This is a genomic window from Aquibium microcysteis (assembly GCF_014495845.1).
In the GTDB taxonomy this organism is placed as follows: Bacteria; Pseudomonadota; Alphaproteobacteria; order Rhizobiales; family Rhizobiaceae; genus Aquibium; species Aquibium microcysteis.
Map to the genome: position 1 here is coordinate 5,201,263 of NZ_CP061080.1, position 26,246 is coordinate 5,227,508.

Sequence of the window (26,246 nt, forward strand, 5' to 3'; positions counted from 1 at the left end):
GAACGGGCTCGATGCACGACGGATCCTTCGACATCGGTCTGGCCGACGAGGCCGCGACCCGGCAGCTGGGCGAGGACCTCGCGCTCGCGCTGCGGCCGGGCGATCTCGTGCGGCTGGAGGGTGACCTCGGGGCGGGCAAGACGACGCTCGCCCGCGCCCTGGTCCGCGCCATGGCCGGCGACCCGGACCTCGAGGTGCCGAGCCCCACTTTCACGCTCGTCCAGAGCTACGAGCTTCGCATCCCCGTGCATCATCTCGACCTCTACCGTCTCGGCACCGCGGACGAGATCGACGAACTGGGGGTCGAGGAGATGGCCGCGTCGGGCATCGTGCTGGTCGAGTGGCCGGAACGGGCCGCCGATCGCCTGCCGCCCGCCGCCCTGACGCTGAGGCTGGAGCACGAGGGAGAGGGCCGGCGGGCCCAAATTGCGGGCGCGGCGCCGGCGCTGGCGCGACTGGCCCGCTCGCGCGCCGTCCGCGCCTTCCTGGCGGGAGCGGGCTGGGGCGACGCCACGCGCCGCTTCATGTTCGGCGACGCCTCGACCCGCGCCTACGAGATCGTCGAAAAGGCCGGCACGCGGCGCGTCCTGATGAACGCGCCGCGCCAGCCGGACGGCCCGATCATCCGCGACGGCAAGCCCTACAGCCAGATCGCCCATCTCGCCGAGGACGTTCTGCCCTTCGTGGCGATCGGCGAGGTGCTGAAGGGTGCGGGCTTCGCGGCACCCGAAATCCTCGCCGTCGATATCGAAGCCGGCCTCCTGCTGGTCGAGCACCTCGGGACCGGCAATTTCCTCGCCGACGACGGCTCGCCCGTCGCCGAGCGCTATGCCGAGGCCGGGCGCCTGCTGGCGGCGCTGCATGGCCAGGTCTGGCCGCAGACCATCACCACCAGCCAGGGTGTCGTGCATCGCGTGCCGGCCTATGATCGCGGCGCGATGACGATCGAGGTCGAGCTCCTGACCGACTGGTACATGCCCTACACGACCGGCAGGCCGGTGTCCGCCGAAGCGAAGGCGGCCTATGTGGCGGCCTGGAACCGTGTCTTCGACCGGCTGGAGACTGCCGAGAAGAGCCTCGTCCTGCGCGACTACCACTCGCCCAACATCGTCTGGCGCGACGAGCGGCAGGGGCTCGACCGGCTCGGCCTCGTCGATTTCCAGGACGCCATGATCGGCCCCGCCGCCTACGACCTCGCCTCGCTGGCGATGGACGCCCGCGTCACCGTCCCGCCGCAGATGGAGCGTGCGACGATCGAGGCCTATGCCGAGGCGCGGACGGCGGTCGGCGCCTTCGACCGAGCCGGCTTCGACGCTGCCTATGCCATCATGGCCGCGCAGCGGAACGCCAAGATCCTCGGCATCTTCGTGCGGCTCGACAGGCGCGACGGCAAGCCGGCCTACCTCAAGCACCTGCCGCGCATCCGCGCCTATTTCGCCCGGGCGCTCGCGCATCCGGCGCTCGAGCCGGTCGCCGCCTTCTGCCGGGATGCCGGCCTGCTCGACCACGCAACGCCATGAGTGCGGTTCCGGAAACCGCAATGGTGCTCGCCGCCGGGCTCGGCACGCGCATGCGGCCAATCACCGACACGAGGCCGAAGCCGCTGGTCGAGATCGCGGGGCGGACCCTGCTCGACCGCGGTCTCGACACGCTGGAGCGCGCGGGCGTAAAGCGCGCCGTCGTCAACGTCCATCATCTGGCGGACCAGATCGTGCGCCACGTCGCGAGCCGCGCGAGCCCGGCGATCACGATCTCCGACGAGACGGCCGGCCTGCTCGATTCGGCCGGCGGCATCGTCAGGGCGCTGCCGCTGCTCGGCGCAGAACCTTTCCTCGTGCTCAACGCCGACACGTTCTGGATCGACGCGGCGGACACGCACAACCTTGCCGCGATGGCCGACGCATGGGATCCTGCGGCCATGGACATGCTGCTGCTCACCGCCGGTCTCGCGGATGCCACCGGCCATTCCGGCGGGATCGATTTCACGGTCGACGCAGAGGGCCGGCTCGCCCGCGCGAAGGGCGCCGCCGACGGCGTCATCTATGCCGGCGCCATCATCCTGCACCCGCGCATCTTCGACGGCGCGAAGCCTGAGCCGCATTCGCTGAACCTCTATTTCGACCGCGCCATCGCCGCCGGCCGGCTGTTCGGCCACCGGATGCGCGGCTCCTGGATCACCGTGGGCACGCCCGACGCGATCCCTGCCGCCGAGGACGCCGTCGCGAGGGCCGCGGCAGGACGGCCATGAGCGCCCATGCCGCGCCCCGGGTGTTTTCGATCCCGGCGGGCGCCCCCTTCCTCGAAACGCTCGCAGATGCCCTGCTGGCCGGACGGCTCGTGCCCGGCTACGCCTGGAACGGCGATCCGCTGACGCTCGCCGACGCGACGATCTTCGTGCCGACCCGCCGCTCCGCGCGCGAACTGCGCGCCGTCTTCGCCGCCCGGGTCGGCAGCAAGGCCGGTGCCGCATCCGCCATCCTGCCGGTGATCCGGCCGCTCGGCGATTTCGACGAGGATGCCGTGCTGTTCCAGGACGGCGCGCCCGCCTCGCTCGACCTCGCGCCGCCGATCGCGCCGATGGAGCGGCTGATGGCGCTGGCGCCGCTGGTGCAGGCCTGGAAGCGAAGGCTGCCCGCCCATGTCGCGCAGCTCTTCGCCGAGGAGGTGGTGGTGCCGTCCTCGCTCGCCGACGCGATCTGGCTCGCCCGCGACCTCGCCGCCCTGATGGACGAGATCGAGACCGAGGGCGTCGGCTGGGCCGGCCTGCAGGGGCTCGTCCGGGAGGATCTCGCCAACTGGTGGCAGGTGACGCTGGAGTTCCTGTCGATCGTCACCACCGTCTGGCCGCAGGTGCTGGAGGCGATCGACCGGTCGAATCCGGCCGCCCACCGCTCGGCCATGATCGACGCCGAGGCGGCGCGGCTCGCCCGGCATCCGCCGTCCGGCCCCGTGATCGCCGCCGGCTCGACGGGCTCGATTCCCGCCACCGCGCGGCTTCTCGCGGCCATCGCCCGCCTGCCTTCGGGCGCGGTGATCCTGCCTGGCCTGGACCGGCGGCTCGACGAGCCGTCATGGGACCTGATCGGCCATTCGACGCAGCCGGCCTCGGCCTTCGGCCATCCGCAATATGGACTGAAGAAGCTGATCGCCACCCTCGGCATCGCCCGTGCCGACATCCAGGATCTGGCACTGCCGCCGGCGCCCCTGTCGGCGCGCAGCCTCGTCGTCTCGGAAGCCTTGCGCCCGGCCGAGACGACCGAGCGCTGGGTAGAGGCTTCGGCCGATGTCGGCGATGCTCTGGCCGTCGGCGCGCTCGACGGCGTCGCCCTGGTGGAAGCGGCCAACGAGCGCGAGGAGGCCATCGCCATCGCGGTGGCGCTGCGCGACGCCATCGCGGGCGACGACAGCCACGTGGCGCTCGTCACGTCCGACCGCGAACTCGCCCGCCGCGTCGCCTCCGAACTGCTGCGCTTCGGCATTCACGCCGACGATTCCGGCGGCACGCCGCTCGCCCGCACGCGACCGGGCCTGCTGCTCGTTCAACTGCTGGCCGCCGTCTTCACGCCCGGCGATCCCGTACCGCTGCTCGCGTTGCTGAAGCATCCGCTGTTCTGCCTCGGCCGCAGGCGCGCCCTCGTCCGTGACACCGTCGAATGGATCGAACTCGTCGCGCTGCGCGGCGGCACCGGGCGGCCCGACGTCGCCGCGCTCGGCGAACTTTTCGACCGCAGGCTGGCCGAGCTCGCCGACGAGCAGCGCAAGCCCTTCTGGCTGAGGCGCCTGACGGAGAACGATATCGCCGCCTGCCGCGACCTGATCGCCGCGTTCGGCGAGGCGACCGCGCCGCTGATCGTGCTGCGCAGCCGCTCGGGGGTGCCGATGGCCGACCTGGTCGCCGCCACCGTCACCGCTCTGGAAGCGATCGGCCGGGCCGACGACGGCGGGCTCGGCAGGCTCTATGACGGCGATGCGGGAGAGGGGCTGGTCGGCTTCCTGCGCAACCTCGCCGCGGCCGCCGGCGACATGGTCGTCGAGCCGCGCGAATGGGAAGCCATCGTCGCGGCGCTGCTCTCCGGCGACACCGTCAAGCCGTCGGCCGGCAGCGACCCGCGCGTCTCGATCTGGGGCGCGCTGGAAGCCCGCCTGCTGAGCGCCGACCTGCTGGTCGTCGGCGGCCTCAACGAAGGTACCTGGCCGCGCAAGGCCGAGGCCGATCGCTTCATGTCGCGCATGATGAAGACCGGTATCGATCTCGAGCCGCCGGAACGCCGCATCGGCCTGGCCGCCCATGACTTCATGATGGCGATGGGGGCGGCGCGCCTGGTCCTCACCCGCGCCGCTCGTGCGGGCGATGCGCCGGCCGTCCCGTCCCGCTGGCTGCAGCGCCTGACGACCCTGGTGGGCGAGGCGCCGGCCAAGGCGATGCGGGCGCGCGGCGACCGCTATCTCGCCTGGGCGCGCCAGCTCGACGCCGGCCCGGACGTTCCCTTCGTCGAACGGCCGCGCCCCGTGCCGCCCCTGGAGTCGCGGCCGACGGGATTTTCCGTCACAGAGGTCGAGACGCTGCGCCGCGACCCCTACGCGATCTATGCGCGCCGCATCCTCGATCTGAAGCCGCTCGACCCGCTGGTGCGCGATCCGGGTGCCGCCGAGCGCGGCACGCTGTTCCACGACATCCTGCACCGCTTCACGGTGTCCGGCGTCGATCCGGCGGCCGACTCTGCGCTGGGCGTGCTGGTCGACATCGCCCGCGCGGCCTTCGACGCGCTGGCGCTGCCCGTCGACGTCGAGGCGGTGTGGTGGCCGCGATTCATGGCCATGGCGCCGCACATCCTGGCCTTCGAGCGCGAGCGTGCACCCGGCATCCGAGCGCGCCACGCCGAGGATCGCGCCGGTGCCACGGCCATCGGCGCGACGGGCGTGACGCTTTCGGGCTACGCCGACCGCATCGACCTGCGCGGCGGCGGGCTCGCCGACATCCTCGACTACAAGACGGGCTCCAACCCCTCGAAGGGTCAGGCGCATACCTTGCTGTCGCCGCAGCTCGCCCTCGAAGGCGCCCTGCTCCGCCGCGGCGCCTTCGCCGGCGCCGGCAAGGCCGAGCCGGCCGACCTGCTCTACGTCCGCCTGAAGCCGGACGGGCAGGTGGTCCCCGATTCGATTCTGGAGTTCAAGCGCGAACTCCGCTCTGCCGCCGAGCTTTCCGAGGAAGCCTGGGCACGGCTGGAGAAGCTGGTCGCGCACTACCAGCGCCCCTCGACCGGCTACCTGTCGCGCGCGCTGCCCTTTCGCGAGGGGGACACGGACGGCGACTACGATCATCTCGCCCGCGTGCTCGAATGGTCGGCGGGCGCCGACGAGGCCGGCGGCGGGGAGGGCGAGGCATGAAGAAGCCGTTCTTCGTCCCCGAGGAAACGCAGCGCAGCCAGGCGCGGGCCTCCGACCCGCAGACGTCGGCCTGGGTGTCGGCCAATGCCGGTTCCGGCAAGACCCACGTCCTGTCGCTGCGCGTGGTGCGGCTGCTGCTGGACGGCGCCGACCCCGCCCGCATCCTCTGCCTCACCTACACCAAGGCCGCCGCCGCCAACATGGCCACCCGCGTCTTCCGCGACCTCGGCCGCTGGGCGACCCTCGACGACGAGACGCTGTCTTCCGAGATCGCGAAGATCGAGGGCGGCCGGCCCTCGCGTGCCAAGCGCGACCTCGCCCGCCGGCTCTTCGCCCGCGCGCTGGAAACGCCTGGCGGGCTGAAGATCCAGACCATCCACGCCTTCTGCGAGGCCGTGCTGCACCGCTTCCCCCTGGAGGCCAACATCGCCGGCCATTTCGAGATGCTCGACGGCCAGATGGAACAGGCGCTCGTCGCCGAGGCCCGACGGGACCTTCTCTCGGGCGCTTCGGAAGGGCGCGACGCGGTGCTCGCCGATGCCTTCGCCTCGGTGCTGCAGGCGGGTGGCGAGGCGGGACTGGACGCGCTCTTGTCGGAGATCGTCGGCAAGCGCGACCGGCTGCGCGCCTTCATCGACCATGTCGGCGGCGTCTCCTCCGGCTTCGCTGCACTCTTCGAGGAGTTCGGCTTTTCCGGCGACGAGACCGAGGCGGCGATCGCCCGGACGGCCTGGCCCGATGCCTATTTCACCGCGGCGCTGGCGCGGACCCTCGGCGAGCGCGCCGACGCGGCCGGCAAGGCGAAGGCGGCCGAGTTCGCAGCCGAACTGGCTGCCGCCTGCGGCACTCCCGACCCGGCCGCCGCCCTCATCGCCGCCCGCGACCTCTTCCTGAAGAAGGGCAAGCCCGACTGGGAGCCGAAAACGGTCAAGCAGGTGCTCTCGAAGGGCGTTGCCGAACACTTTCCCGCCTTTGCCGACGAGCATGCCCGCGCCTGCACGGCCCTCATCGACGCCTGCGACCGGCTCGCCGCCTTCCGCATGCTCAAGGCGACGCGTGCCGCGCTGACCATCGCCGACTGGCTGATCGCACGCTACGAGAGGCTGAAGAGCGCGCGCGGATTCCTCGACTTCAACGACCTGATCACCCGCACCGTGCGGCTCCTGTCGCGTGCGGATGTCGGGCCGTGGATCCAGTACAAGCTCGACCAGGGGATCGACCACATCCTGGTCGACGAGGCGCAGGACACCAGCCCCGACCAGTGGCAGGTCGTGGCGCGGCTGGCCGAGGAGTTCTTCACCGGTGCCGGCGCGCGTGACAATGCCCATCGCACCATCTTCGCCGTCGGCGACGAGAAGCAGTCGATCTACTCCTTCCAGGGCGCCGAGCCCCGGGCCTTCGGCGATCATGGCCATGTCTTCCGGGAGAAGGTCGAGGCGGCGCAGGCGAGTTTCGCCCGTGTGCGCCTCACCCATTCCTTCCGCTCGACCGAGGACGTGCTCAGGGCCGTCGACCTCGTCTTCTCCGGCGACGAGGCGCGCGCGGGGCTGACCGTCGATCCCGAGGGCATCGAGCACAGGGCGATCCGCGCGGGCGAGCCTGGGGTGGTCGAACTCTGGGACCAGATCGCACCGGAAGCCGTCGAGGCGCCCGAGGACTGGACCGAGCCGGTGGACCATGCCTCCGCACCCGCGGTCCAGCTGGCCGAGACCATGGCGCGCACCATCGACGGCTGGCTGAAGGCGGGCGAGCCTCTGCCCGGCAAGGGCCGGCTGGTGCGACCGGGCGACGTGCTGGTGCTGGTGCGCAAGCGCGACCGCTTCATCCACGCGCTCGCCCGCGGCCTCAAGAACCGGGGCATTCCGGTGGCGGGCGCCGACCGGCTCAACCTGCGCGCCCACATCGCGGTGAAGGACCTGATCGCGCTCGGCCGCTTCGTGCTGCAGCCCAATGACGACCTGTCGCTGGCCGCCCTGCTGAAGAGCCCGGTCTTCGGCCGGTCGGAGGACGACCTGTACGCGCTCGCCCATGCGCGTGGCCGCCGGTCGCTGTGGGACGTGCTGGAGGGCCGCGCCGCGACCGGCGATCCGCTCTGGCGGCCCGTGGCGGACGCTCTGCATCGATGGCGCGACGAGGCCGACGGCCGCCCGGTGTTCGAGTTCTACGCCGCCATCCTCGGCCGCGACGGCGTGCGCCGCGCGATGATCGCCCGGCTCGGCCACGAGGCCGGAGAAATCCTCGACGAGTTCCTCGGCTTCTGCCTCGCCGCCGAAAAGGCGGGCCCGGCCGGGCTCGAGTCTTTCCTGGCCGCGCTGGAAAACGCGGGGCCGGACATCAAGCGCGAGATGGACCAGACGCGCGACGAGGTGCGCATCATGACCGTGCATGCGTCGAAAGGACTTGAGGCGCCGCTGGTCTTCCTCGTCGACAATGGCAGCGCGCCCTTTTCCGACACGCACCTGCCGCGCCTCCTGCCGATCCCGTCGAGGAAGGGTCTGTGGCCCGGCGACGGCTTCGTCTGGCGGTCGTCCTCCGACGTCCAGAACCGCCTGTCGCGCGGCATCGGCCGGGCGATCGGCGAAAAGGCGAAGGAGGAGTACCGCCGCCTGCTCTACGTCGGCATGACGCGGGCGGAGGACAGGCTGATCGTCTGCGGCTATCGCGGCATGCGCGAGCCGCAGGAGGGCATCTGGCATCGCCTCGTCGAAGCGGGCTTCTCGAGGGCCGCGGTGGAAGAGGTCCGCCATCCGCAGACCGGCCTGCGCATCCGCCGCTTCCGCATCACGCCCGACCGGCCGCTGGCGCCGGCGGAAGACGGGGCGGCCGTTCAACCCGCGCCGGACGCCCTGCCGCCGCGCCTGACGGAACGGCTCGCGCGCTCCCGCGCCTTCCCGCGGCCGCTGGCGCCCTCCGGCGCCGGCGCGCTGATCGGCGAGGGCGAGGACATCGGCCCGCTCTCGGCCTCACCCGTGCTCGCCGCCGTCTCGGGCACCTCCTTCGCGGCGGCGCGCGGCACCGCCGTCCACCGGCTGCTACAGAGCCTGCCCGATGTGACGCCGGCCGATCGCGAGGCGGCTGCCGGCCGCTACCTCGACCGTGCGTGCAATGGCTGGAGCGCGGTCGAGCGCGAGGCGCTGTGGCAATCGGTCGACGCCGTGCTGCGTGAGCCCGCCTTCGCGCCGGTCTTTTCGCCGGGCTCGCGCGCCGAGGTCTCGGTCATGGGCACGCTGGAGGTGGCCGGGCGCCCGCGCGCGGTCTCCGGCAAGATCGACCGCCTTGCCGTCACCGGCGACGCGGTTCTGATCGTCGACTACAAGACCAACCGCCCGCCGCCGCGAGACCTCGATGCGGTGCCCGACACATATGTCGCCCAGCTCGCGCTCTACCAGGCGCTGCTCGTCCCGCTCTATCCTGGGAAGCGGGTTGAGGCGGCGCTGCTCTTCACCGAGGGGCCGCATCTCGTCGTGCTGCCGCAGACGCTGCTCGACGCCGCCCTTGTCCGACTCACGGCAGCGTGACAGAACACGCCTTGAACGCGGCCGCCCGGCCGACCACATATGCGCGGAACGTAATCTGTTGCGGGACCGGCCGAGTGCCGCAGCCCCCGCCGAGGAGACACCGGATGTCCACCGTCAAAGCCGACAAGAACAGCTTCCAGGCCGAAGTGCTCGACGCAGCCGAGCCGGTGGTCGTCGATTTCTGGGCCGAGTGGTGCGGCCCCTGCAAGATGATCGCCCCGTCGCTCGAGGAGATTTCCAACGAGATGGCCGGCAAGGTGAAGATCGCCAAGGTCAACATCGACGAGAACCCCGAGATCGCCGCCCAGTACGGCATCCGCTCCATCCCGACGCTGATGCTGTTCAAGGGCGGTCAGGTCGCCGACATGAAGGTCGGCGCCTCGCCCAAAACCGCGCTCTCGGCCTGGATCGGCGGCAACGTCTGATCGGCTGATCGCAGCATCGAGACGAGCCCGGCCTTCGCGCCGGGCTTTTTCGTTGAGGTGTGACATTTGCATAGAATTGAGTGTCCGCGTTCCTTCACACCCCCCTCTGCCTGCCGGCATCTCCCCCTCAAGGGGGGAGATCGATGTCACCGCCGATTGCGCCCAAGTGCCATCGTTGCAGAACGGGCGCCAAGACGAAGCTGCCGATCTCCCCCCTTGAGGGGGAGATGCCGGCAGGCAGAGGGGGGTATCGCGGAGCGCCGACATTTCCTTGTCGTTGCATCCCCGCTTCATCCCCACCCCGAATCGTCTATCCTTCTCACCCATGCTGCCCGGTTTCCTCAAGCGACCCGTCCGCCTTCCGCCGCCGCCCGCCGAGCCGGAGGAGCGGACGCATGTCGTCGCCGGACGCGAACTGCCGCTGCGCGTCGTCGAGAACGCCCGGGCGAAGCGGCTGACGCTCCGGATCGACGTCGGGGGACGCGGCCTGCGGGTCACCGTGCCGCCGGGCCTGCCGGAGCGCGAGGTCGACCGCTTCCTCGACCGGCACCACGGCTGGCTGGAGGAGAAGCTCGGCAAGCTGCCCGACCGGCCGCAGCTGCGCCCCGGCGCGAAGCTGCCGCTGCGCGGCGTGCCGCACCTGATCGTGCACGAGCCTTCGGCGCGCGGCAGCGTCTCGGTCGACACGGTCGACGGGATGCCGGCGCTGATCGTCCATGGCGACCGCGCCCATCTGCCGCGCCGCCTCGCCGACTTCCTCAAGCGAGAGGCGAAACGCGACATCGAGCCGCTGGTGGCGAAGCATACGGCCGCCGTCGGCCGCAAGGCCAAGGCCGTTCGCTTCAAGGACACCACCAGCCGCTGGGGCTCGTGTTCGTCCGACGGCAACCTCTCCTTCTCCTGGCGCATCATGATGGCCCCGCCGGTGGTGATCGACTACCTCGTCGCCCACGAGGTGGCGCATCTGAAGGAGATGAACCACGGGCCGAAATTCTGGAAGCTCTGCCGCACGCTCAACCCCCGCACCGACGAGGCCAAGGCCTGGCTCAAGCGCAACGGCGCGGCGCTGCACGCGATCGGGTTCTGATCAGGTCTCACCGGGCGTCATGAGCCGGACAGTCGGAAAGTAGGTGCGATACCGGCCCGTGTCGCACGTCAGAAGGGCGCAGTCGAGAACGGCGGCATGCGCCCCGATGAAGAAGTCGGGCAGCACGCCGCCGCGCTGTCCGCCGTGGCGCCGGTAGCTTGTGAATGCCTTTGCCGCGATGAAAAAAGCGCGGATGGAGGAATCGCGACGTGACGGAGCCCGGCAGCGGTAACGAAGGTGTCGACATCCTCGATCCGGCCATACCGGGTCGAAATCTCCGCATAAACCGCGTCGATGATGATCAGTTCGCCTTGCAGCGAAGCGTCCTGGAGCGCGGCCAACGACCACGATGCCCACATGGGATCGTCCGTGGCGAGGTCGAGCAGAACGTTCGAATCGACGAGCGTCACGTGTCGCCGCGCGTCAGCGCCATGATCTCGTCGGTGGACAGGCCCTTGCCGGCGTGGCCGCGTAGCCTCTCGAAACGACCGGCGTGCGCCGTTTTCGTGGCCGCTTCGAGGACGATGCTGCCGTCGGTAGCGCGCCGGAACCGCATCTGGCTCCCTGGCTTCAATCCGAGATGATCGCGCACGGCCTTCGGGATCGTCACCTGACCCTTCACGGTGACGGTGCTCATGGGGGGGCCTGAGGTAATACTATCCTTGGGAGAGTAATACGTGCCCGCCGACGCTGCAAGGACGCTCGCCTCGACATCGCCGCCGTTCCGTGCGATTTCGGCACCCATGCCCCTCGACATCAAGATCTGCGGCCTCTCCACGCCAGACACCCTGTCCGCCGCGCTCGACGGTGGGGCGACGCATGTCGGTTTCATCTTCTTTGCCAAAAGCCCGCGCAACCTGATGCCCGCCGAAGCCGGCCGGCTGCGGCAGGCGGCGCAGGGGAGGGCGCAGGCGGTGGCCGTGACCGTCGATGCCGACGGCGCTTTTCTCGACGCGATCGTCGCCGAGATGGCTCCCGACATGCTGCAACTTCACGGCAAGGAGACGCCCGCGCGCGTTGCCGAGGTCAAGGCGCGCCACGGCCTGCCGGTGATGAAGGCGTTTTCGGTCGCCGAGAAGGCCGATCTCGAGAAGATCGCGCCGTTTCGCGGCGTGGCCGATCGCTTCCTGTTCGACGCCAAGCCGCCGAAGGGCGCGGAGCTTCCCGGCGGCAACGGCGTCTCCTTCGACTGGACGGTGCTCGCCGGGCTCGATCCCTCGATCGACTACATGCTCTCGGGGGGGCTCAACGCGGGCAACGTCGCCGAGGCGCTCCGCCTCGTCGCGCCGCCCGGCCTCGACGTCTCTTCGGGTGTCGAGAGCGCGCCGGGGGTGAAGGACGTCCGGATGATGGCCGATTTCTTCCGCGCGGTGCGCGGCGCCTGAGAGGATGTGAAAGAATACCCGCTTCCGCGCGGCTGAAGCCAGAAACCTCAAGGGTTTCAGTGGGAATTCTTTCGCATCCTCGACTGATTCGCGCACTCCGAGCGCTTCCCCGTTGCCTTTCGGCGCTCCGACGCGATATGCGGAAGCCAACGGAGGCCGCCGGCTTGGCCCGGCAGGCGAGGAGAGCGCAATGAACCAGCAGGCCGCACCGAATTCGTTCCGCACGGGACCCGACGAGCAGGGCATGTTCGGCATCTTCGGCGGACGCTTCGTCGCCGAGACGCTGATGCCGCTGATCCTCGACCTCGAGAAGCACTGGACCGAGGCGCGAAACGACCCGGCCTTCAAGGCGGAGCTGGAGAACCTCAACACCCACTACACCGGCCGGCCCTCGCCGCTCTACTTCGCGGAACGGCTGACCGAGCATCTCGGCGGCGCCAAGATCTATTTCAAGCGCGACGAACTGAACCACACCGGCTCGCACAAGATCAACAACTGCCTCGGCCAGATCCTGCTCGCCAAGCGCATGGGCAAGACGCGCATCATCGCCGAGACCGGAGCGGGCCAGCACGGCGTCGCCTCGGCCACGGTGGCGGCGCGCTTCGGCTTCCCCTGCATCGTGTACATGGGCGCCACCGACGTGCAGCGTCAGGCGCCGAACGTCTTCCGCATGAAGCTGCTCGGCGCGGAGGTGCGGCCGGTGACCTCGGGCCATGGCACGCTGAAGGACGCGATGAACGAAGCACTTCGGGATTGGGTCACCAACGTCGAGGACACCTACTACATCATCGGCACCGCCGCCGGCCCGCACCCCTATCCGGAGCTGGTGCGCGAATTCCAGTCCGTCATCGGCCGGGAGACGAAGGAGCAGATGCTGGCCGCCGAAGGCCGCCTGCCCGACATGCTGGTGGCCGCCGTCGGCGGCGGCTCGAACGCGATCGGCCTGTTCCATCCCTTCCTCGACGACAAGGACGTGCGGATCGTCGGCGTCGAGGCCGGCGGCAAGGGCCTGTCGGGCGAGGAGCACTGCGCCTCGCTGACGGCCGGCTCGCCCGGCGTGCTGCACGGCAACCGCACCTATCTGCTGCAGAATGCGGACGGCCAGATCAAGGACGGCCATTCCATCTCTGCCGGCCTCGACTATCCCGGCATCGGTCCGGAGCATTCCTGGCTGAAGGACAGCGGACGCGTCGAATACGTGCCGATCATGGACCAGGAGGCGCTGGAGGCGTTCCAGCTGCTGACGAAGCTCGAAGGCATCATCCCGGCGCTGGAGCCAGCCCACGCGCTGGCCGAGGTGATCAAGCGCGCGCCGACCATGGGGAAGGACCAGATCATCGTGATGAACCTCTGCGGCCGCGGCGACAAGGACATCTTCACGGTGGGCAAGATCCTGGGTGTGGAACTGTAGCCATCCGGATTGGGGACGTGCGCCGGTCGTGGTAGACTGCGGCTTCAGCACTGACGGAGACGAACCGATGGGCGAGGTACCGCTTTCGCTTCACGTGACCGCAGAGACCAAGCGGGAACTCGAGGAGCATGCGCGGCAGCTGAACGTCTCGGTCGCCGAGATCGCCGAGCGGGCGATCGCCTCCTACCTCGAAATCCCCGCCCGCGAGCGCGCGATCCTCAAGGAGAGGCTCGCCGAGGCCGACAAGGGGGTCTTCATCTCGAGCGAGGCGATGATGCGCTGGATGGAGAGTTGGGATACCGACGAAGAGCTGCCGCCGCCTGAACCGGATGTCTTCCTTCCGCCACGACGCCGATGAAACTCGTCTTCCTGGCGTCGACGAAGCCCGACCTGGAGTGGTTTCGAACCTACTACGAAAAGATATTCCCCGAGGGGGCCGGCGCGGCGCGCCGACAATATGTGAAGGCCATCGACAACATCGTCTTCAACCCGTACATCGGCCGGCAGGTCGGGATGGAGGGTTTGCGGAAATTCCCGGTCCGCAAGACGCCCTTCGCGATCGTCTACGAGGTTTTCGATGATCGCGTTGAAATCATCCGGATATGGGATCAACGCGCAGACCCCGAACTGCTCGAACTACACGAAGAGGCTGCCGTCCTAGAATGACCGACACCCGCATCGACCGCCGCATGGCGAAGCTCAAGGCCGAAGGCCGGCCCGCCCTCGTCACCTATTTCATGGGCGGCGACCCGGACTACGACACGTCGCTGTCGATCATGAAGGCGCTGCCGAAAGCCGGCAGCGACGTGATCGAGCTGGGCATGCCGTTCTCCGACCCCATGGCCGACGGCCCGGCGATCCAGGCCGCCGGCCTGCGCGCGCTGAAATCCGGCCAGACGCTGAAGAAGACGCTCGCCATGGCAGCAGACTTCCGCAGGACCGACGACGAGACGCCGATCGTCATGATGGGCTACTACAACCCGATCTACGTCTACGGCGTCGAGCGCTTTCTCGCCGATGCCATCGCGTCCGGCATCGACGGCCTGATCGTCGTCGACCTGCCGCCGGAGATGGACGAGGAGCTCTGCATCCCGGCCGTGCGCGCCGGCATCAACTTCATCCGGCTCGCCACGCCGACCACCGACGACAGGCGCCTGCCCAAGGTGCTCGAGAACACCTCGGGCTTCGTCTACTACGTCTCGATGACCGGCATCACCGGCTCTGCGCTCGCCGACACGGGCAAGGTCGGCGAGGCGGTCCGCCGCATCAAGGGCCACACCGACCTGCCGGTCTGCGTCGGCTTCGGCGTCAAGACCGCGGAACAGGCCCGCGCCATCGGCGCCTCGGCCGACGGGGTTGTTGTCGGCACCGCCATCGTCAACGCGGTCGCCAATGTGCTGGGACCGAAGGGCGAAATGACGGCCGATCCGGCCGAGGCCGTCGCCACGCTGGTCGCCGGCCTCGCCCAGGGCGTGCGTCAGGCCCGCCTTGCTGCCGCCGAATAATCGCCCCATCTAGGGGACAAGGGGCCGCCCCGAGCCCCCGCGGAAGGAGACCCTCCGATGAACTGGATCACGAACTACGTTCGCCCGAAGATCAATTCCATGCTCGGCCGGCGCGACATGCCGGAAAATCTCTGGATCAAGTGTCCCGAGACCGGCGAGATGGTGTTCCACAAGGATCTCGAGGAGAACCAGTGGGTCATCCCGGCGTCGGGCCACCACATGCGTATCTCCGGCAAGGACCGGCTGCGCTTCTTCTTCGACGAGGGCCGCTACGAGCTTCTGGAGAACCCGAAGGTCGCGATCGACCCGCTGAAGTTCCGCGACGAGAAGCGCTACACCGACCGCCTGCGCGACGCCCGCACGAAGACCGGGATGGAGGACGCGATCCTCAACGCCGTCGGCACGATCGACGGGCTGGAGGTGATGGCGACCGTCCAGGACTTCGCCTTCATGGGCGGCTCGCTCGGCCTCGCCGCCGGCGAGGCCATCGTGCACGCCTTCGAGACCGCGCTGAAGCGGCGCCTGCCGCTCGTCCTTTTCGCTGCCTCCGGCGGGGCGCGCATGCAGGAAGGCATCCTGTCGCTGATGCAGCTGCCGCGCACCACGGTCGGCGTCGACCGGCTGAAGGAGGCCGGCCTGCCCTATTTCGTGGTCCTCACCAACCCGACGACGGGCGGCGTGACGGCCTCCTACGCCATGCTGGGCGACGTCCACATCGCCGAGCCGGGGGCGCTGATCGGCTTCGCCGGCCCGCGCGTCATCGAGCAGACCATCCGCGAGAAGCTGCCGGAAGGGTTCCAGCGCGCCGAGTACCTGATGGAGCACGGCATGGTCGACATGGTGGTGCCGCGCACCGAACTCAAATCCACCATCGCCCGATTGATGAAGATCTTCCTGAACACCCCGCTGCCGCTGCCCGCCGCGGCGCAAACGGAAACGCCGGAGACGCAGGCCGAAGAGGCCGAATCGCATCAGCCGGCGTAGACAACCGGGCTCGACCGGGCAGCAACGGCACGGAGGCGGGCACAGGGGCATGTTCGTGACGACTTCAAGGGCCGACCGCGAGATCGCGCGGTTGATGACGCTGCATCCCAAGGGCTTCGACCTGTCGCTGGATCGGATCCGGCGGCTGCTGGCCCGGCTGGGCGATCCGCAGGATCGGCTGCCGCCCGTCATCCACATCGCCGGAACGAACGGCAAGGGCTCGACGGCCGCCTTCTCGCGGGCGCTGCTGGAGGCTGCGGGACATGCCGTGCACGTCCACACCTCGCCGCACCTCGTCTCCTGGCACGAACGCTACCGCATGGCGGCGCCCGGCGGCGGACGTTTCGTCAGCGACGAGGTCTTCGCCGATGCGATCGGCCGTGTGGCGGAGGCGAACCGCGGCGAGACGATCACGGTCTTCGAGATCCTGACTGCCGTCGGCTTCGTGCTGTTTTCCGAGCATCCCGCCGACGCTGTGATCCTCGAAGTCGGCCTCGGCGGCCGCTTCGACGCCACCAACGTGATCGCCCGGCCTGCGGTTGCGGTCGTCATGCCGATCTCGCTCGACCATCAGGCCTATCTCGGCGACCGCGTCGAGCTGATCGCGGCCGAGAAGGCGGGCATCATGAAGCGGGGTGCTCCGGTCGTCATCGGCCAGCAGGAGTCCGACGTAGCCCGCGACGTCCTGATCGACACGGCTGATCGGCTGGAGTGCCCGGCGCTCGTCTACGGGCAGGACTTCCTGTCGTTTTCCGAAAACGGCCGCATGACCTATCAGGACGACGACGGGCTTCTGGATCTGCCGCTGCCGCGCCTGCCCGGCCGCCATCAGCTCGCCAATGCCGCCGCCGCCATCGCGGCGATCAAGGCCGCGGGCTTCGCCCTCCCCATGCGGGCGGCCGAGAAGGCCATGACGACTGTGGAGTGGCCGGGCCGCATGCAGCGCCTGAGCCATGGACGACTGGCGGCACTCGCACCGGAGGGCGCGGAGATCTGGATCGACGGCGGCCACAATCCGGGCGCCGGTGCCGTCATCGCCGAAGCGCTGGGGGAGCAGGAGGATCGTTTCGCGCGGCCGCTGTTCCTGATCTGCGGCATGATCTCGACCAAGGACCAGACCGGCTTCTTCGCCGCCTTCCAGGGCATGGCCCGCCATGTCTTCACGGTGCCGGTGGCGGGAAGCGATGCGGGCGTTCCCCCCGACCAGCTCGCCAACCGTGCAGCCGAGGCTGGATTGTCGGCGGAGCCGATCAGCTCGGTCGCCGACGCGCTCGCGCTGCTGCGCGACACGTGGCACGGCGACGAGCCTGCGCCGCGCATCCTGATCTGCGGTTCGCTCTATCTGATGGGCGACGTTCTCCGCGAGAACGGGACGCCGCCCGTCTGACCGGCTCCTTCGTCGACCCGTCTGCGGGATGCCGCAAACGGAAGCGGCGCCGTGTCGCCACGGCGCCGCCGGAATGGACCCCTTGGAGCGGTCGCGTCAGTCGTCGAGCAGGGTCGGCCCGCTCTTCGGCGCGCCGTTGGTCGGCTCGCCGGCGTCACGCTGGCGCTTGCGCTCGGACATGAAGCGGTCGAATTCTTCCTGGTCCTTGGCGCGGCGCAGTTCGCGCAGGTAGCCGTCGAACTCCTCGCGCATCTCGTCGAGCTTGCGGCGCTCTTCCTCGATGCGGGTCATCTCGGCGTCGCGCCAGTCGTCGAAGGCGACGTTGCCGGTACGGCCGAAGCCGCGGTGACGGCCGCGCGCCTGGCGGCCCCGGCCCTTGCAGGAGGCGAAGAAGCCGTCCGTGGCCTGGTTGACGTCGCGCTTGAACCCGTCAAGCCGGTCGCCCCAGATGATGTAGGCCAGCATGGCCAGGCCGAGCGGCCAGAACACCATGAAGCCGATCACCATCAGCGCAATCGTCGCCGGCGTCCAGGCCGGACGGATCAGTGCAGTCGTGTTCATCGTTTCCCGTTCCTTCCGTAGGGGGCAGCCGAACCGGGCTGCATGGCTTCGAAATGGGAACAGGAAATGGGCGATTCAAGCATCCGAAATGTAAAGTTGTGCGAAGCCGACCGGGCCGGGCCTTCGGCGCTAGCGCGCGCGCGCCACCAGTTCCTGCACCGCCCTCAGCATCAGCGCGATGTCTTCTTCCCGCGACAGGCGGTGGTCGCCGTCGGGGATCAGCGTCAGCGTCACATCGTCGGCAGGCAGGTGCTCCACCAGCTTCTGCGCATGCGCGTAGGGAACGTCGGGATCCTTCATGCCCTGCAGGACGATCACCGGACAATGGGTCTCGATCAGCCCGTTCAGAACACGATTGCGCCTCCCGTCCTCGATCAGGGCGCGGGTGTAGACATTGGGCTCGGGACCGTATTGCGACGGCTCCTCGAAATGTCCCTTCGTTTCCAGATCGCGCTTCTGGGCCGGCGTCAGCGACGGTTCGATGAGGTCGACCGTGAAATCGGGCGCGGGTGCGATCAGCACCATCCCCGCGATCCGGCCGCGCCTGCCGTCGCGGGAAAGCTCCTGCGCCATCCGCAGCGCGATCCATGCGCCCATGGACGAGCCGACGAGAATCTGCGGGCCATCGCAGAAGCGGTCGAACACCGCCAGGCTCTCCCCGAGCCATCGCGAGATCGTGCCGTCGGCGAAGGCGCCGCCCGAGAGACCGTGTCCGGAGTAGTCGTGCCGCAGGCAGGCATTGCCGTGCTGCCGCGCCCACCCGGCCAGTCGCTCCGCCTTGGTGCCGGCCATGTCGGACCTGTAGCCGCCCAGCCAGACGACACCCGGCGCGCGCCCCGACTGCTGCCGCACGGCGATCGGCGCACCCGCGACGTCGACGAACTCGACCGGTGCTTCTTCGTCCATGTCGTCCTCCTTCGCGATCGCCGTCGCCGCATTGAGCCGGCGGAATGGAACCCGGCGTCGTTCTTCGCGTAAAACCGTTCGTATGACGTGATTTCCGCGCGGCTTCGTGCTATTGACAGAATTCCTGCCGACCCGACATAGGCGGCCGGGAGGAAGCACGCAAATCACCCCGAACGTCATCGGAACAAGGAGTACACGACCATTCGCAGACCGTTCAAAGCCGCAGCGCCCGTGAAGGAAGGGCCGCGCGCAAACAACGAGATCCGGGCGCCCCGGGTGCAGTTGATCGATTTCGACGGCTCGAACCGCGGCGTCGTCGCCATTCAGGAGGCTTTGCAGATCGCGGAGGACAAGGGCCTCGATCTCGTCGAGATCTCGCCCAACGCCGAGCCGCCGGTCTGCAAGATCACCGATCTCGGGAAGCTCAAGTACCAGAGCCAGAAGAAGGCCGCCGAGGCACGCAAGAATCAGAAGGTCATCGAGATCAAGGAGATCAAGATGCGCCCGAACATCGACACGCACGACTACGAGACCAAGATGAAGGCCGTGCGGCGCTTCTTCGAGGAAGGCGACAAGGTCAAGCTGACGCTGCGCTTCCGCGGTCGCGAGATGGCGCACATGGAACTCGGCATGGCGTTGCTCAATCGCGTGCGCGATGAAGTGTCGACGATCGCCAAGGTCGAAGCCGAGCCGAAGCTCGAAGGCCGCCAGATGATGATGGTGCTGGCGCCGCGCTGAGGCGGAGGGCGGACGGCTCCAGATTGACGAATCCCGCGTCGACGGTCCCTGCCGGACGTAACGCGGGACACGATCGGCACGTCAAGGGCCGCACGTCGTTTCGAACCCCCGCTGCGTCAACGCACGGGGGTTCTGCGTTGGGCGAGCCAGGGCGTGAACCGCCGCGGCATGGCGGCAATTCGCCGGATCGCCCGAACCTTCTCTTCCGTTTACCTGGGGCCGTCCCGAAAACACCCGTTGCGCCGGCCGCGCTGCGCCTGTATAGACGCGGCGTTCAGAGAACCGCCCGGCAGGGCATGCCGTGGCGGTTTCCAATGCTGACAGCTCACTCGAATGGTCTTCGAGGACTGCGGGACGCGGCCTGTCGGCCGTGACGCCGGACACCCGGCTCCTGCGGGACCGGTCGCGCAGGCGGCCGGCGCGAGCGCAACGACAGAAGGAGAAGCAAAATGCCCAAGATGAAGACCAAGTCTGCCGCCAAGAAGCGGTTCAAGATCACTGCGACGGGCAAGGTCCTGTCGGCTGCGGCCGGCAAGCGCCACGGCATGATCAAGCGCTCCAACAAGTTCATCCGCGACGCTCGCGGCACCATGGTCCTGCACGAGGCCGATGCCAAGAAGGTCGTCAAGAACTTCCTGCCGAACGGCGGCGGCCTCTGAGCCGCGCCCGACGACAAGCGCCCGACAATCTAAGGAGATCATGACATGGCACGCGTCAAGAGAGGCGTCACCGCCCACGCCAAGCACAAGAAGGTCCTGAAGGCCGCCAAGGGCTTCTACGGCCGCCGCAAGAACACCATCCGCATCGCCAAGCAGGCGGTCGAGAAGTCGCTGCAGTACGCCTACCGCGACCGCAAGAACCGCAAGCGCAACTTCCGCGCCCTGTGGGTGCAGCGCATCAATGCCGCCGCCCGCGAGCACGGCCTGACCTATGGCCGCTTCATCGACGGCCTGAACAAGGCGGGCATCGAGATCGACCGCAAGGTTCTCTCCGACATGGCCATCCACGAGCCGCAGGCCTTCGCCGTGCTGGTCGCCAAGGCCAAGGACGCGCTCGTCTACCTGAAGGACGGCATGCCGAACGAGTTCGAAGCGGCCGTGGCCTGAGGCCGGCGCTTCCCAATCGTTCGATTTTCTGATTTGGGAAACCCGCGCCGGCCTTGCTGGCGCGGGTTTTCTCTTACACATGAAACAGCGATGAGCATTTTGCCTGCGACCCCCACCCCTTACCCCTCCCCACAAGGGGGAGGGGGACGTCGGCCCCGGCGCCGTCTCGCCCGGCCGGGCGCGAGCGTCTCCGGGTCCTCCTCCCCGCGGTGGGGAGGGGCCAGGGGTGGGGGTATCGCAAGCTCCGGAGTCAGGCAGTGACCGACAATCTCGACCAACTGGAACAGACCCTCCTCGCCGACATCGCGGCAGCAGGCGACGAGGCCGCCCTGGAGGCCGTGCGCATAGCGGCTCTCGGCAAGAAGGGCTCGGTCTCGGAGCGGCTGAAGACCCTGGGATCGATGACGCCGGAAGAGCGCCAGACCATGGGCCCGGCGATCAACGGCCTGAAGACCCGCGTGACGGATGCGCTGGGCGCGCGCCGAACCGCGCTGCGCGATGCCGCCATCGATGCCCGCCTCGCCGCCGAGAGGCTCGACGTGACGCTGCCGGTGCGCGCCGCCCCCGCCGAGCGCGGCCGCATCCATCCCATCAGCCAGGTCATCGACGAGATCGCCGCCATCTTCGGCGATCTCGGCTTCGCGATCGCGGAAGGGCCGGACATCGAGACCGACTACTACAATTTTACGGCGCTCAACTTCCCGGTCGGCCACCCCGCCCGCGAGATGCACGATACCTTCTTCTTCCGCCCCGGTCCGGACGGCGAGCGCAAGCTCCTGCGCACCCACACCTCGCCGGTGCAGGTGCGCACCATGCAGAGCCAGAAGCCGCCCATCCGCATCGTCATCCCGGGGAAAACCTACCGCCAGGATTCCGACGCTACCCACTCGCCGATGTTCCACCAGCTCGAGGGTCTCGTCATCGACAGGACGGCCAACGTCGCCAACATGAAGTGGGTGCTGGAGGAATTCTGCAAGGCCTTCTTCGAGGTGCCGAAGGTCGACATGCGCTTCCGCCCGTCCTTCTTCCCGTTCACGGAGCCGAGCCTCGAGGTCGACATCCAGTGCGACCGCTCGCGCCCGGGCGAGGTGCGCTTCGGCGAGGGCAGGGACTGGATGGAGATCCTCGGCTGCGGCATGGTGCACCCGAACGTGCTGCGCATGTCCGGCCTCGATCCCGACGAGTACCAGGGCTTCGCCTGGGGGATGGGCATCGACCGCATCGCCATGCTGAAATACGGCATGCCCGACCTGCGCGCCTTCTTCGACGCCGACGTCCGCTGGCTCCAGCACTACGGCTTCCGCCCGCTGGACCTGCCCACGCTGTTCGGAGGGCTGAGCAGCTGAGGCGATACCGACGCTGCTGATGTGGTCGGCAAAAAGGCGGTCAAGAGCTACCTTCGCGAGAGGCTTGAACGACTGGCACGGGCCTGCGCTCGGACCTGTGTCTCGTGGACTTGGCTGCATTGATCGGATGAGCACTTGAATTCCGCATGGCGTAGCAGCAATCTTCACGCGGAGCCGCAAGGAGCATTCTGATGACCAGTCTTCAGGCCGAGGTTCTGCATCCAGACGAAGTTCGTGCTCTCGCCGTTCCCGTGCTTCGAAAGCGCCTTGGCCGGTATGGATTCAAAGGGGCCACCGTCATCAACGAGGAATTGTTCTACGGCGGTACCGCCATACGCATCGTCGCAGACCTAGAAAGCAGGGTGCCGGCCGAATATCTCGCTGACACCAACGCGGAACTGAGGGCGCTGCTGCGTCCTAAAGGCGAGGATCGGTTCGTGTTCCTTGTCACACGGCTTCCCGCTGCTCCCGGCGACGACGATCAGGATGACGAGGGCTGATCATGGGTTCGGCGGCCATGGTCGATCGGATGCTCGATGCGGCCGATCAACTCATGCGATCGAGACCCAGAAGCGCAGCCTTTCGCAGGCGGGCCGTCAGCACCGCCTACTATGCGGTGTTCCATGCATTGGCGAAGCTTTGCGCGGAGTGCCTGCTGCCTGGCGGATGGTCGAAGGATCCGCAGGGTTATGCCAAAATCTATCGAGCACTCGATCACGGTCCGTTGCGCGCTGCCTTCGGACAGAGTCCGTTGAAGGATGGCGGGAAATTCGAGGAGATCGGGACTGCTGTCGTCAGATTGCAGCAGGAACGGCACAGAGCCGACGACATGCCGCCGGACGCGGTCATGTTTCCCGTCGAGGAAGCGCAGCAGCTTCTCGCGCAGGCGCGTCGGACGGTATCAGCGCTCGATGCCCTCGACCGTTCCTCGCGGTTGCTGCTTTCGACCCACCTGCTCTTCCGTGATCGCAGGCCTGTCTGACAGCGTCTGGTTGACGCCCGACTGTTGACCCGCTCTACCTCTTCGCAACCGACCCCCGCGCCTCCGCCACGCTCACCGCATAGTCCACCTCCGGCGCCCGTACCCCGTGGCCCTCCAGGCTGCGCCGCACCTCGGGAGACGCGCCCGCGACGACGAAGCGCACGCCGGCGCGATGCGCCTTGCGCGCCGCGCCTTCGATGACGTTGGCGGCGGTGGAATCCAGGAAGGGCACGGCCGAGCAGTCGAGGATGAAGTTCTTCCGCTGGTCGGCGATGCGGTCGAGCACGGCGCCGACCGTCGCCGCCGTCCCGAAGAAGAAGGCGCCGGAGATGCGGTAGACCACGGTATCGGGGTCGCTGGCCATGGTCGGGTCGTAGGCCTTGCCGCCGACGGCGTCGGCCACGTCCTCTTCCACCAGCGGTGCATGCGCCTCCGTGGCGACGGACTTCGCCATCCGGTCGATGAACAGGATCGCGCCGAGCAGGAAGCCGACGACGATGCCTTCCGTCAGGTCGCGGAAGATCACCAGTGCCAGCGTCACGAGGAGGACGGCCGTGTCGGCGCGCGAGGTGCGCAGGATGGCGGCGAAGGCGGGCTTCTCGATCATGTTCCAGGCCACCGTCGCCAGCACGCCGGCAAGCGCCGCAAGCGGAATGTAGGCGGCCAGTGGCGCGGCCAGCAGCATGAAGGCGAGCAGGAACACCGAGTGCAGCATGCCTGCCACGGGCCCGCGCGCGCCGGCCCGGACGTTGGTCGCCGTGCGGGCGATCGTGCCGGTGACGCAGATGCCGCCGAACAGCGCCGAGCCGATATTGGCGAAGCCCTGCGCCACCAGTTCGCAGTTGGAGCGGTGCCGCCGCCCGGTCATCCCGTCGGCCACCACCGCCGAAAGCAGCGATTCGATCGAGCCGAGCAGGGCGAAGGCGATGGCGTCGGGCAGCACCGCGATCGCCAGTTCCCGGCTGACCGACGGCAGCGCCGGCAGCGGCAGCGTGCGCGGAATGCCGCCGAAGCGCGTGCCGATCGTCTCCACCGGCAGGTCCAGCGCCACCACGAGCGCCGAGGTCAGCACCACGGCGAACAGCATGCCTGGCCATCCGGGCCGGTAGCGCTTCAGCCCCACGATGAGAGCGATCGTCGCGCCCGCGATGGCCATCGCCGCAGCGCTCGCCGTGCCGGCAGCCTCCCACAGGAACGGCAGCTTCTCGATGAGATCGCCCGGCTCCGGACCCGTCGGCGTCAGGCCGAACAGGTCGCGGATCTGGCTGGAGAAGATGATGACGGCGATGCCCGCGGTGAAGCCCACGGTGACGGGGAAGGGGATGTACTTGATGTAGGTGCCGAGCCGCAGATAGCCGATGGCGAGCAGGAAGACGCCCGACATCATGGTGGCGAGCAGCAGCCCGTCGAGGCCGTGGCGGCCGACGGTCGCGGCCACCAGAACGATGAAGGCGCCCGCCGGGCCGCCGATCTGGAAGCGGCTGCCGCCGAGCAGCGAGACGAGAAAGCCGCCGACGACCGCGGTGAACAGGCCGCGTTCCGGCGACACGCCCGAAGCGATGGCGATGGCCATCGACAGGGGCAGCGCCACGATCGCCACCGTCAGTCCGGCGATCGCGTCGGCCCTGAGGCCGGCAAGGCCGTAGCCCTCGCGCAGGACGGTCACGAGCTTGGGCGTGTAGAGTTCGGCGAAACCGGGTCCGGGCGCCGGCAGCGGGGCGGTCTTGGATTGCATTCTGGCCTGGCCTCCCGGGGAACATCCCCTTTGCGAAGGCGGCGGGATCGTCGGCGGGACGGTGCCCGGGAGGAGGGCAGGGTCCGAAGGTCGGCGGTCGCCGTCGCGACACGGTTGCTGCGCGCGCCCCGGCATGCCGTCGGTCACGCTCGTTCGATCTGCCCCGGCGTCGTGGAACGCCGATGCGGTTTCAGCCTCCCGAAGACTTCAGCCGCACGCCGCGGCCGCCGCGCTCGCTCGCCTGATCCTCGCCGATCAGCTCGACGCCGGACTGCTCGAGCGCCTGGATCACCTTGACCAGCGTGTCGACGACGCCGCGCACCTGCCCGTCGCTCGCCTCCATCCGCTGGATGGTGGGCAGCGACACGCCGGCGCGTTCCGCCAGCGTCTTCTGGTCGATGCCGGCGAGCGCGCGCGCGGCGCGCATCTGGGCCGCTGTGATCAAGAGAGCCTCGCTTCAGAGGGCATGGTGCAAGGATAGACGATAGAAATTCATGTTTCAAGCATCATGAATGATGCTCTGCCCGTATGTCGTCACCCGCGGCCCGCGATGTAGGGCCCCGCCGTCACCAGCACCACGGCGAGAATGGCGATGAGAATGCCCGCGCCCTGCACGAGATCCACGCGTTCGCCGAAGAAGGCGAAGGCGACGAGGTTGACCGCGATGAGCTGGATCACCGCCGACAGCGAGATCGCCACGCCCAGGCCGAAATCGCGGATCAGCCGCAGCATGATCAGGTTGCCCAGCGTGTAGAGCGCGAGCGTCAGGGCGAGCTTGCCGTAGCCCGGCGCCACGGTCCACGCCTTGGCGGCGCTGGCGGCGAGGATGAAGATCACGGTCGAGGCGCAGAGCTGGGCGAAGCCGAAGACGGTCAAGCGGATGTCCTTGAGACGGGGAAGCAGAACGCGCTTGTCGGCCCGAACCATTGCGCGGTCAAGGCAGGCGCCGCATCGCCTCAGTCGCCATCGTCGGGAATCTTCAGGAGATACCCGCAGGCCTTGCAGTGCACGGCGTCCGGGTCGTGCCGCTGGAGCGCGCAGCGCGGGCAGGGAAACAGCACCTTGTGCTGCTTGAACAGCGCCTGCGCCAGCTTCACGAACAGCGAGATGCCGACGATCATGATGGCGATCGAGGTGAGCTTGCCCCAGATGCCCGGCAGCACGATGTCGCCGAAGCCCGTCGTCGTCACCGTCGCGACGGTGAAGTAGAAGGCGTCGACATAGCCTTCGATGCCCGAGCCGGCGCGGAAGAAGAAGGTGTAGACGAAGCCGGTCGTGACCAGGAGGAAGGTCACGAGGTTGACGATGTCCTCCAGCACTTCCCGCCACTCGCCCCGGCCGCGGCGCTCCAGCGGCTGCCAGATGAAGCCGCTGCGCGACAGCGACCAGAGCCGCAGGATGCGCAGGAAGCCCAGATTGGCGAGCCATAGCGGGAACAGCAGGGTGACGAGGATGAAGATGTCGACCCACACGGTCGGCCGCCGCGCCCAGCCGGCGAGGCTGGTGCTCGCCAGTCCGCGCGCCGCGACGTCGGCTGCCAGCAGGGCGGCGATGCCGTAGTCCACCCACAGGAAGCCCGGGCGGTCGCGCAGCACCGGCGAGGCGACGAAGAAGGCGATGATGGCGAGATCGACCGCGAGCACGGAAATCTGGAACCGCAGCGCTGCCCGGCTGCGCCCGTAATAGAGCCCGCGCAGGATTTCGCGGAGACGGTCGAAGCGGTCGGTCTCGGCGGAGCTGGTCGCTTTCATCCGTCCGGGATACGGCGCCGCGCGCGCGCCG

General features: G+C 68.8%; 26 protein-coding genes and 1 pseudogene. 19 read left to right on the forward strand and 8 right to left on the reverse strand.

Annotated features, from left to right (window positions below; all coding sequences use genetic code 11):
* The first annotated feature begins 11 nt into the window (after nt 1-11).
* The 6 genes from tsaE to IAI54_RS24510 all read left to right on the forward strand — a co-directional run bounded on the left by tsaE (nt 12) and on the right by IAI54_RS24510 (nt 10,418).
* Nucleotides 12-1,520: a tRNA (adenosine(37)-N6)-threonylcarbamoyltransferase complex ATPase subunit type 1 TsaE gene (gene tsaE / locus IAI54_RS24485; RefSeq protein ID WP_187969662.1), complete on the forward strand. Its 1,509-nt coding sequence runs from the start codon at nt 12-14 to the stop codon at nt 1,518-1,520.
* Nucleotides 1,517-2,248 (forward strand): nucleotidyltransferase family protein, encoded by a 732-nt coding sequence (locus tag IAI54_RS24490; protein ID WP_187969663.1) that lies wholly within the window; start codon nt 1,517-1,519, stop codon nt 2,246-2,248. The genes tsaE and IAI54_RS24490 overlap by 4 nt, the downstream gene beginning before the upstream one ends.
* Complete coding sequence (gene addB / locus IAI54_RS24495) at nt 2,245-5,388, forward strand: double-strand break repair protein AddB (RefSeq protein WP_187969664.1); 3,144 nt, start codon at nt 2,245-2,247, stop codon at nt 5,386-5,388. The genes IAI54_RS24490 and addB overlap by 4 nt, the downstream gene beginning before the upstream one ends.
* Nucleotides 5,385-8,906, forward strand: coding sequence for a double-strand break repair helicase AddA (gene addA, locus IAI54_RS24500; protein WP_187969665.1), 3,522 nt, complete (start codon nt 5,385-5,387; stop codon nt 8,904-8,906). The genes addB and addA overlap by 4 nt, the downstream gene beginning before the upstream one ends.
* Nucleotides 8,907-9,010: 104 nt before the next feature.
* Nucleotides 9,011-9,331 (forward strand): thioredoxin, encoded by a 321-nt coding sequence (trxA, locus tag IAI54_RS24505; protein ID WP_187969666.1) that lies wholly within the window; start codon nt 9,011-9,013, stop codon nt 9,329-9,331.
* A gap of 325 nt (nt 9,332-9,656) precedes the next feature.
* Entirely contained in the window at nt 9,657-10,418 is a 762-nt protein-coding gene (locus tag IAI54_RS24510) for a M48 family metallopeptidase (RefSeq protein ID WP_187969667.1), read from the forward strand.
* On the opposite strand, the pseudogene IAI54_RS24515 reads toward IAI54_RS24510, so the two are convergent.
* Together IAI54_RS24515 and IAI54_RS24520 are read right to left on the reverse strand one after the other, a co-directional pair.
* Nucleotides 10,419-10,828: pseudogene (locus IAI54_RS24515) on the reverse strand (type II toxin-antitoxin system VapC family toxin).
* On the reverse strand, nt 10,825-11,055 hold the full coding sequence (locus IAI54_RS24520; RefSeq protein WP_187973336.1) for an AbrB/MazE/SpoVT family DNA-binding domain-containing protein: 231 nt from the start codon (nt 11,053-11,055) through the stop codon (nt 10,825-10,827). The pseudogene IAI54_RS24515 and the gene IAI54_RS24520 overlap by 4 nt, the downstream one beginning before the upstream one ends.
* A 106-nt stretch (nt 11,056-11,161) precedes the next feature.
* Here IAI54_RS24520 and IAI54_RS24525 point away from each other — a divergent pair, with 106 nt between their 5' ends.
* The 7 genes from IAI54_RS24525 (at nt 11,162) to IAI54_RS24555 (ending at nt 17,090) form a co-directional block, all read left to right on the forward strand.
* The gene (locus tag IAI54_RS24525) at nt 11,162-11,803 is read left to right on the forward strand and encodes a phosphoribosylanthranilate isomerase (protein WP_187969668.1); all 642 of its coding nucleotides are present in this window, start codon (nt 11,162-11,164) and stop codon (nt 11,801-11,803) included.
* Nucleotides 11,804-11,993: 190 nt separating this feature from the next.
* Nucleotides 11,994-13,214 (forward strand): tryptophan synthase subunit beta, encoded by a 1,221-nt coding sequence (gene trpB, locus IAI54_RS24530; RefSeq protein WP_187969669.1) that lies wholly within the window; start codon nt 11,994-11,996, stop codon nt 13,212-13,214.
* Between the two features lie 67 nt (nt 13,215-13,281).
* Nucleotides 13,282-13,572, forward strand: coding sequence for a CopG family ribbon-helix-helix protein (locus tag IAI54_RS24535; RefSeq protein WP_187969670.1), 291 nt, complete (start codon nt 13,282-13,284; stop codon nt 13,570-13,572).
* Nucleotides 13,569-13,880 carry a type II toxin-antitoxin system RelE/ParE family toxin gene (locus IAI54_RS24540; RefSeq protein WP_187969671.1) on the forward strand — a complete coding sequence of 104 codons (312 nt, stop codon included), beginning with the start codon at nt 13,569-13,571 and terminating at the stop codon, nt 13,878-13,880. The genes IAI54_RS24535 and IAI54_RS24540 overlap by 4 nt, the downstream gene beginning before the upstream one ends.
* The gene (trpA, locus tag IAI54_RS24545) at nt 13,877-14,719 is read left to right on the forward strand and encodes a tryptophan synthase subunit alpha (protein ID WP_187969672.1); all 843 of its coding nucleotides are present in this window, start codon (nt 13,877-13,879) and stop codon (nt 14,717-14,719) included. The genes IAI54_RS24540 and trpA overlap by 4 nt, the downstream gene beginning before the upstream one ends.
* A gap of 57 nt (nt 14,720-14,776) precedes the next feature.
* Nucleotides 14,777-15,703, forward strand: a complete 927-nt coding sequence (gene accD / locus IAI54_RS24550) for an acetyl-CoA carboxylase, carboxyltransferase subunit beta (RefSeq protein ID WP_187969673.1) — start codon at nt 14,777-14,779, stop codon at nt 15,701-15,703.
* A gap of 55 nt (nt 15,704-15,758) precedes the next feature.
* The gene (locus IAI54_RS24555) at nt 15,759-17,090 is read left to right on the forward strand and encodes a bifunctional folylpolyglutamate synthase/dihydrofolate synthase (RefSeq protein ID WP_187969674.1); all 1,332 of its coding nucleotides are present in this window, start codon (nt 15,759-15,761) and stop codon (nt 17,088-17,090) included.
* A 96-nt stretch (nt 17,091-17,186) separates the two neighbouring features.
* Here IAI54_RS24555 and IAI54_RS24560 read toward each other — a convergent pair whose 3' ends face one another.
* The gene (locus tag IAI54_RS24560) at nt 17,187-17,651 is read right to left on the reverse strand and encodes a DUF2852 domain-containing protein (RefSeq protein WP_187969675.1); all 465 of its coding nucleotides are present in this window, start codon (nt 17,649-17,651) and stop codon (nt 17,187-17,189) included.
* Nucleotides 17,652-17,780: 129 nt separating this feature from the next.
* The gene (locus IAI54_RS24565; RefSeq protein WP_187969676.1) at nt 17,781-18,557 is read right to left on the reverse strand and encodes an alpha/beta hydrolase; all 777 of its coding nucleotides are present in this window, start codon (nt 18,555-18,557) and stop codon (nt 17,781-17,783) included.
* Between the two features lie 201 nt (nt 18,558-18,758).
* On the opposite strand from IAI54_RS24565, the gene infC reads away from it, so the two are divergent.
* From infC to IAI54_RS24595, 6 genes are all read left to right on the forward strand, one after another.
* On the forward strand, nt 18,759-19,295 hold the full coding sequence (gene infC / locus IAI54_RS24570; protein ID WP_187973337.1) for a translation initiation factor IF-3: 537 nt from the start codon (nt 18,759-18,761) through the stop codon (nt 19,293-19,295).
* Nucleotides 19,296-19,744: 449 nt separating this feature from the next.
* Nucleotides 19,745-19,954, forward strand: coding sequence for a 50S ribosomal protein L35 (gene rpmI, locus IAI54_RS24575; protein WP_187969677.1), 210 nt, complete (start codon nt 19,745-19,747; stop codon nt 19,952-19,954).
* A gap of 45 nt (nt 19,955-19,999) precedes the next feature.
* Nucleotides 20,000-20,401, forward strand: a complete 402-nt coding sequence (gene rplT, locus IAI54_RS24580) for a 50S ribosomal protein L20 (RefSeq protein WP_187969678.1) — start codon at nt 20,000-20,002, stop codon at nt 20,399-20,401.
* 257 nt (nt 20,402-20,658) lie between these two features.
* A complete protein-coding gene (pheS, locus tag IAI54_RS24585) occupies nt 20,659-21,747 on the forward strand; it encodes a phenylalanine--tRNA ligase subunit alpha (protein WP_187969679.1) in 1,089 nt (362 codons plus the stop codon).
* A gap of 191 nt (nt 21,748-21,938) precedes the next feature.
* Entirely contained in the window at nt 21,939-22,247 is a 309-nt protein-coding gene (locus IAI54_RS24590; protein ID WP_187969680.1) for a hypothetical protein, read from the forward strand.
* A 2-nt stretch (nt 22,248-22,249) separates the two neighbouring features.
* Nucleotides 22,250-22,729 (forward strand): hypothetical protein, encoded by a 480-nt coding sequence (locus tag IAI54_RS24595; protein ID WP_187969681.1) that lies wholly within the window; start codon nt 22,250-22,252, stop codon nt 22,727-22,729.
* Between the two features lie 34 nt (nt 22,730-22,763).
* On the opposite strand, the gene IAI54_RS24600 is transcribed toward IAI54_RS24595, so the two are convergent.
* The 4 genes from IAI54_RS24600 to IAI54_RS24615 form a co-directional block, all read right to left on the reverse strand.
* Complete coding sequence (locus IAI54_RS24600; protein WP_187969682.1) at nt 22,764-24,464, reverse strand: SulP family inorganic anion transporter; 1,701 nt, start codon at nt 24,462-24,464, stop codon at nt 22,764-22,766.
* Between the two features lie 190 nt (nt 24,465-24,654).
* Nucleotides 24,655-24,909: a helix-turn-helix domain-containing protein gene (locus IAI54_RS24605; RefSeq protein WP_187969683.1), complete on the reverse strand. Its 255-nt coding sequence runs from the start codon at nt 24,907-24,909 to the stop codon at nt 24,655-24,657.
* Nucleotides 24,910-24,998: 89 nt separating this feature from the next.
* Complete coding sequence (locus IAI54_RS24610) at nt 24,999-25,340, reverse strand: hypothetical protein (protein ID WP_187969684.1); 342 nt, start codon at nt 25,338-25,340, stop codon at nt 24,999-25,001.
* 80 nt (nt 25,341-25,420) lie between these two features.
* A complete protein-coding gene (locus tag IAI54_RS24615) occupies nt 25,421-26,215 on the reverse strand; it encodes a potassium channel family protein (protein WP_187969685.1) in 795 nt (264 codons plus the stop codon).
* Between the last annotated feature and the right edge of the window lie 31 nt (nt 26,216-26,246).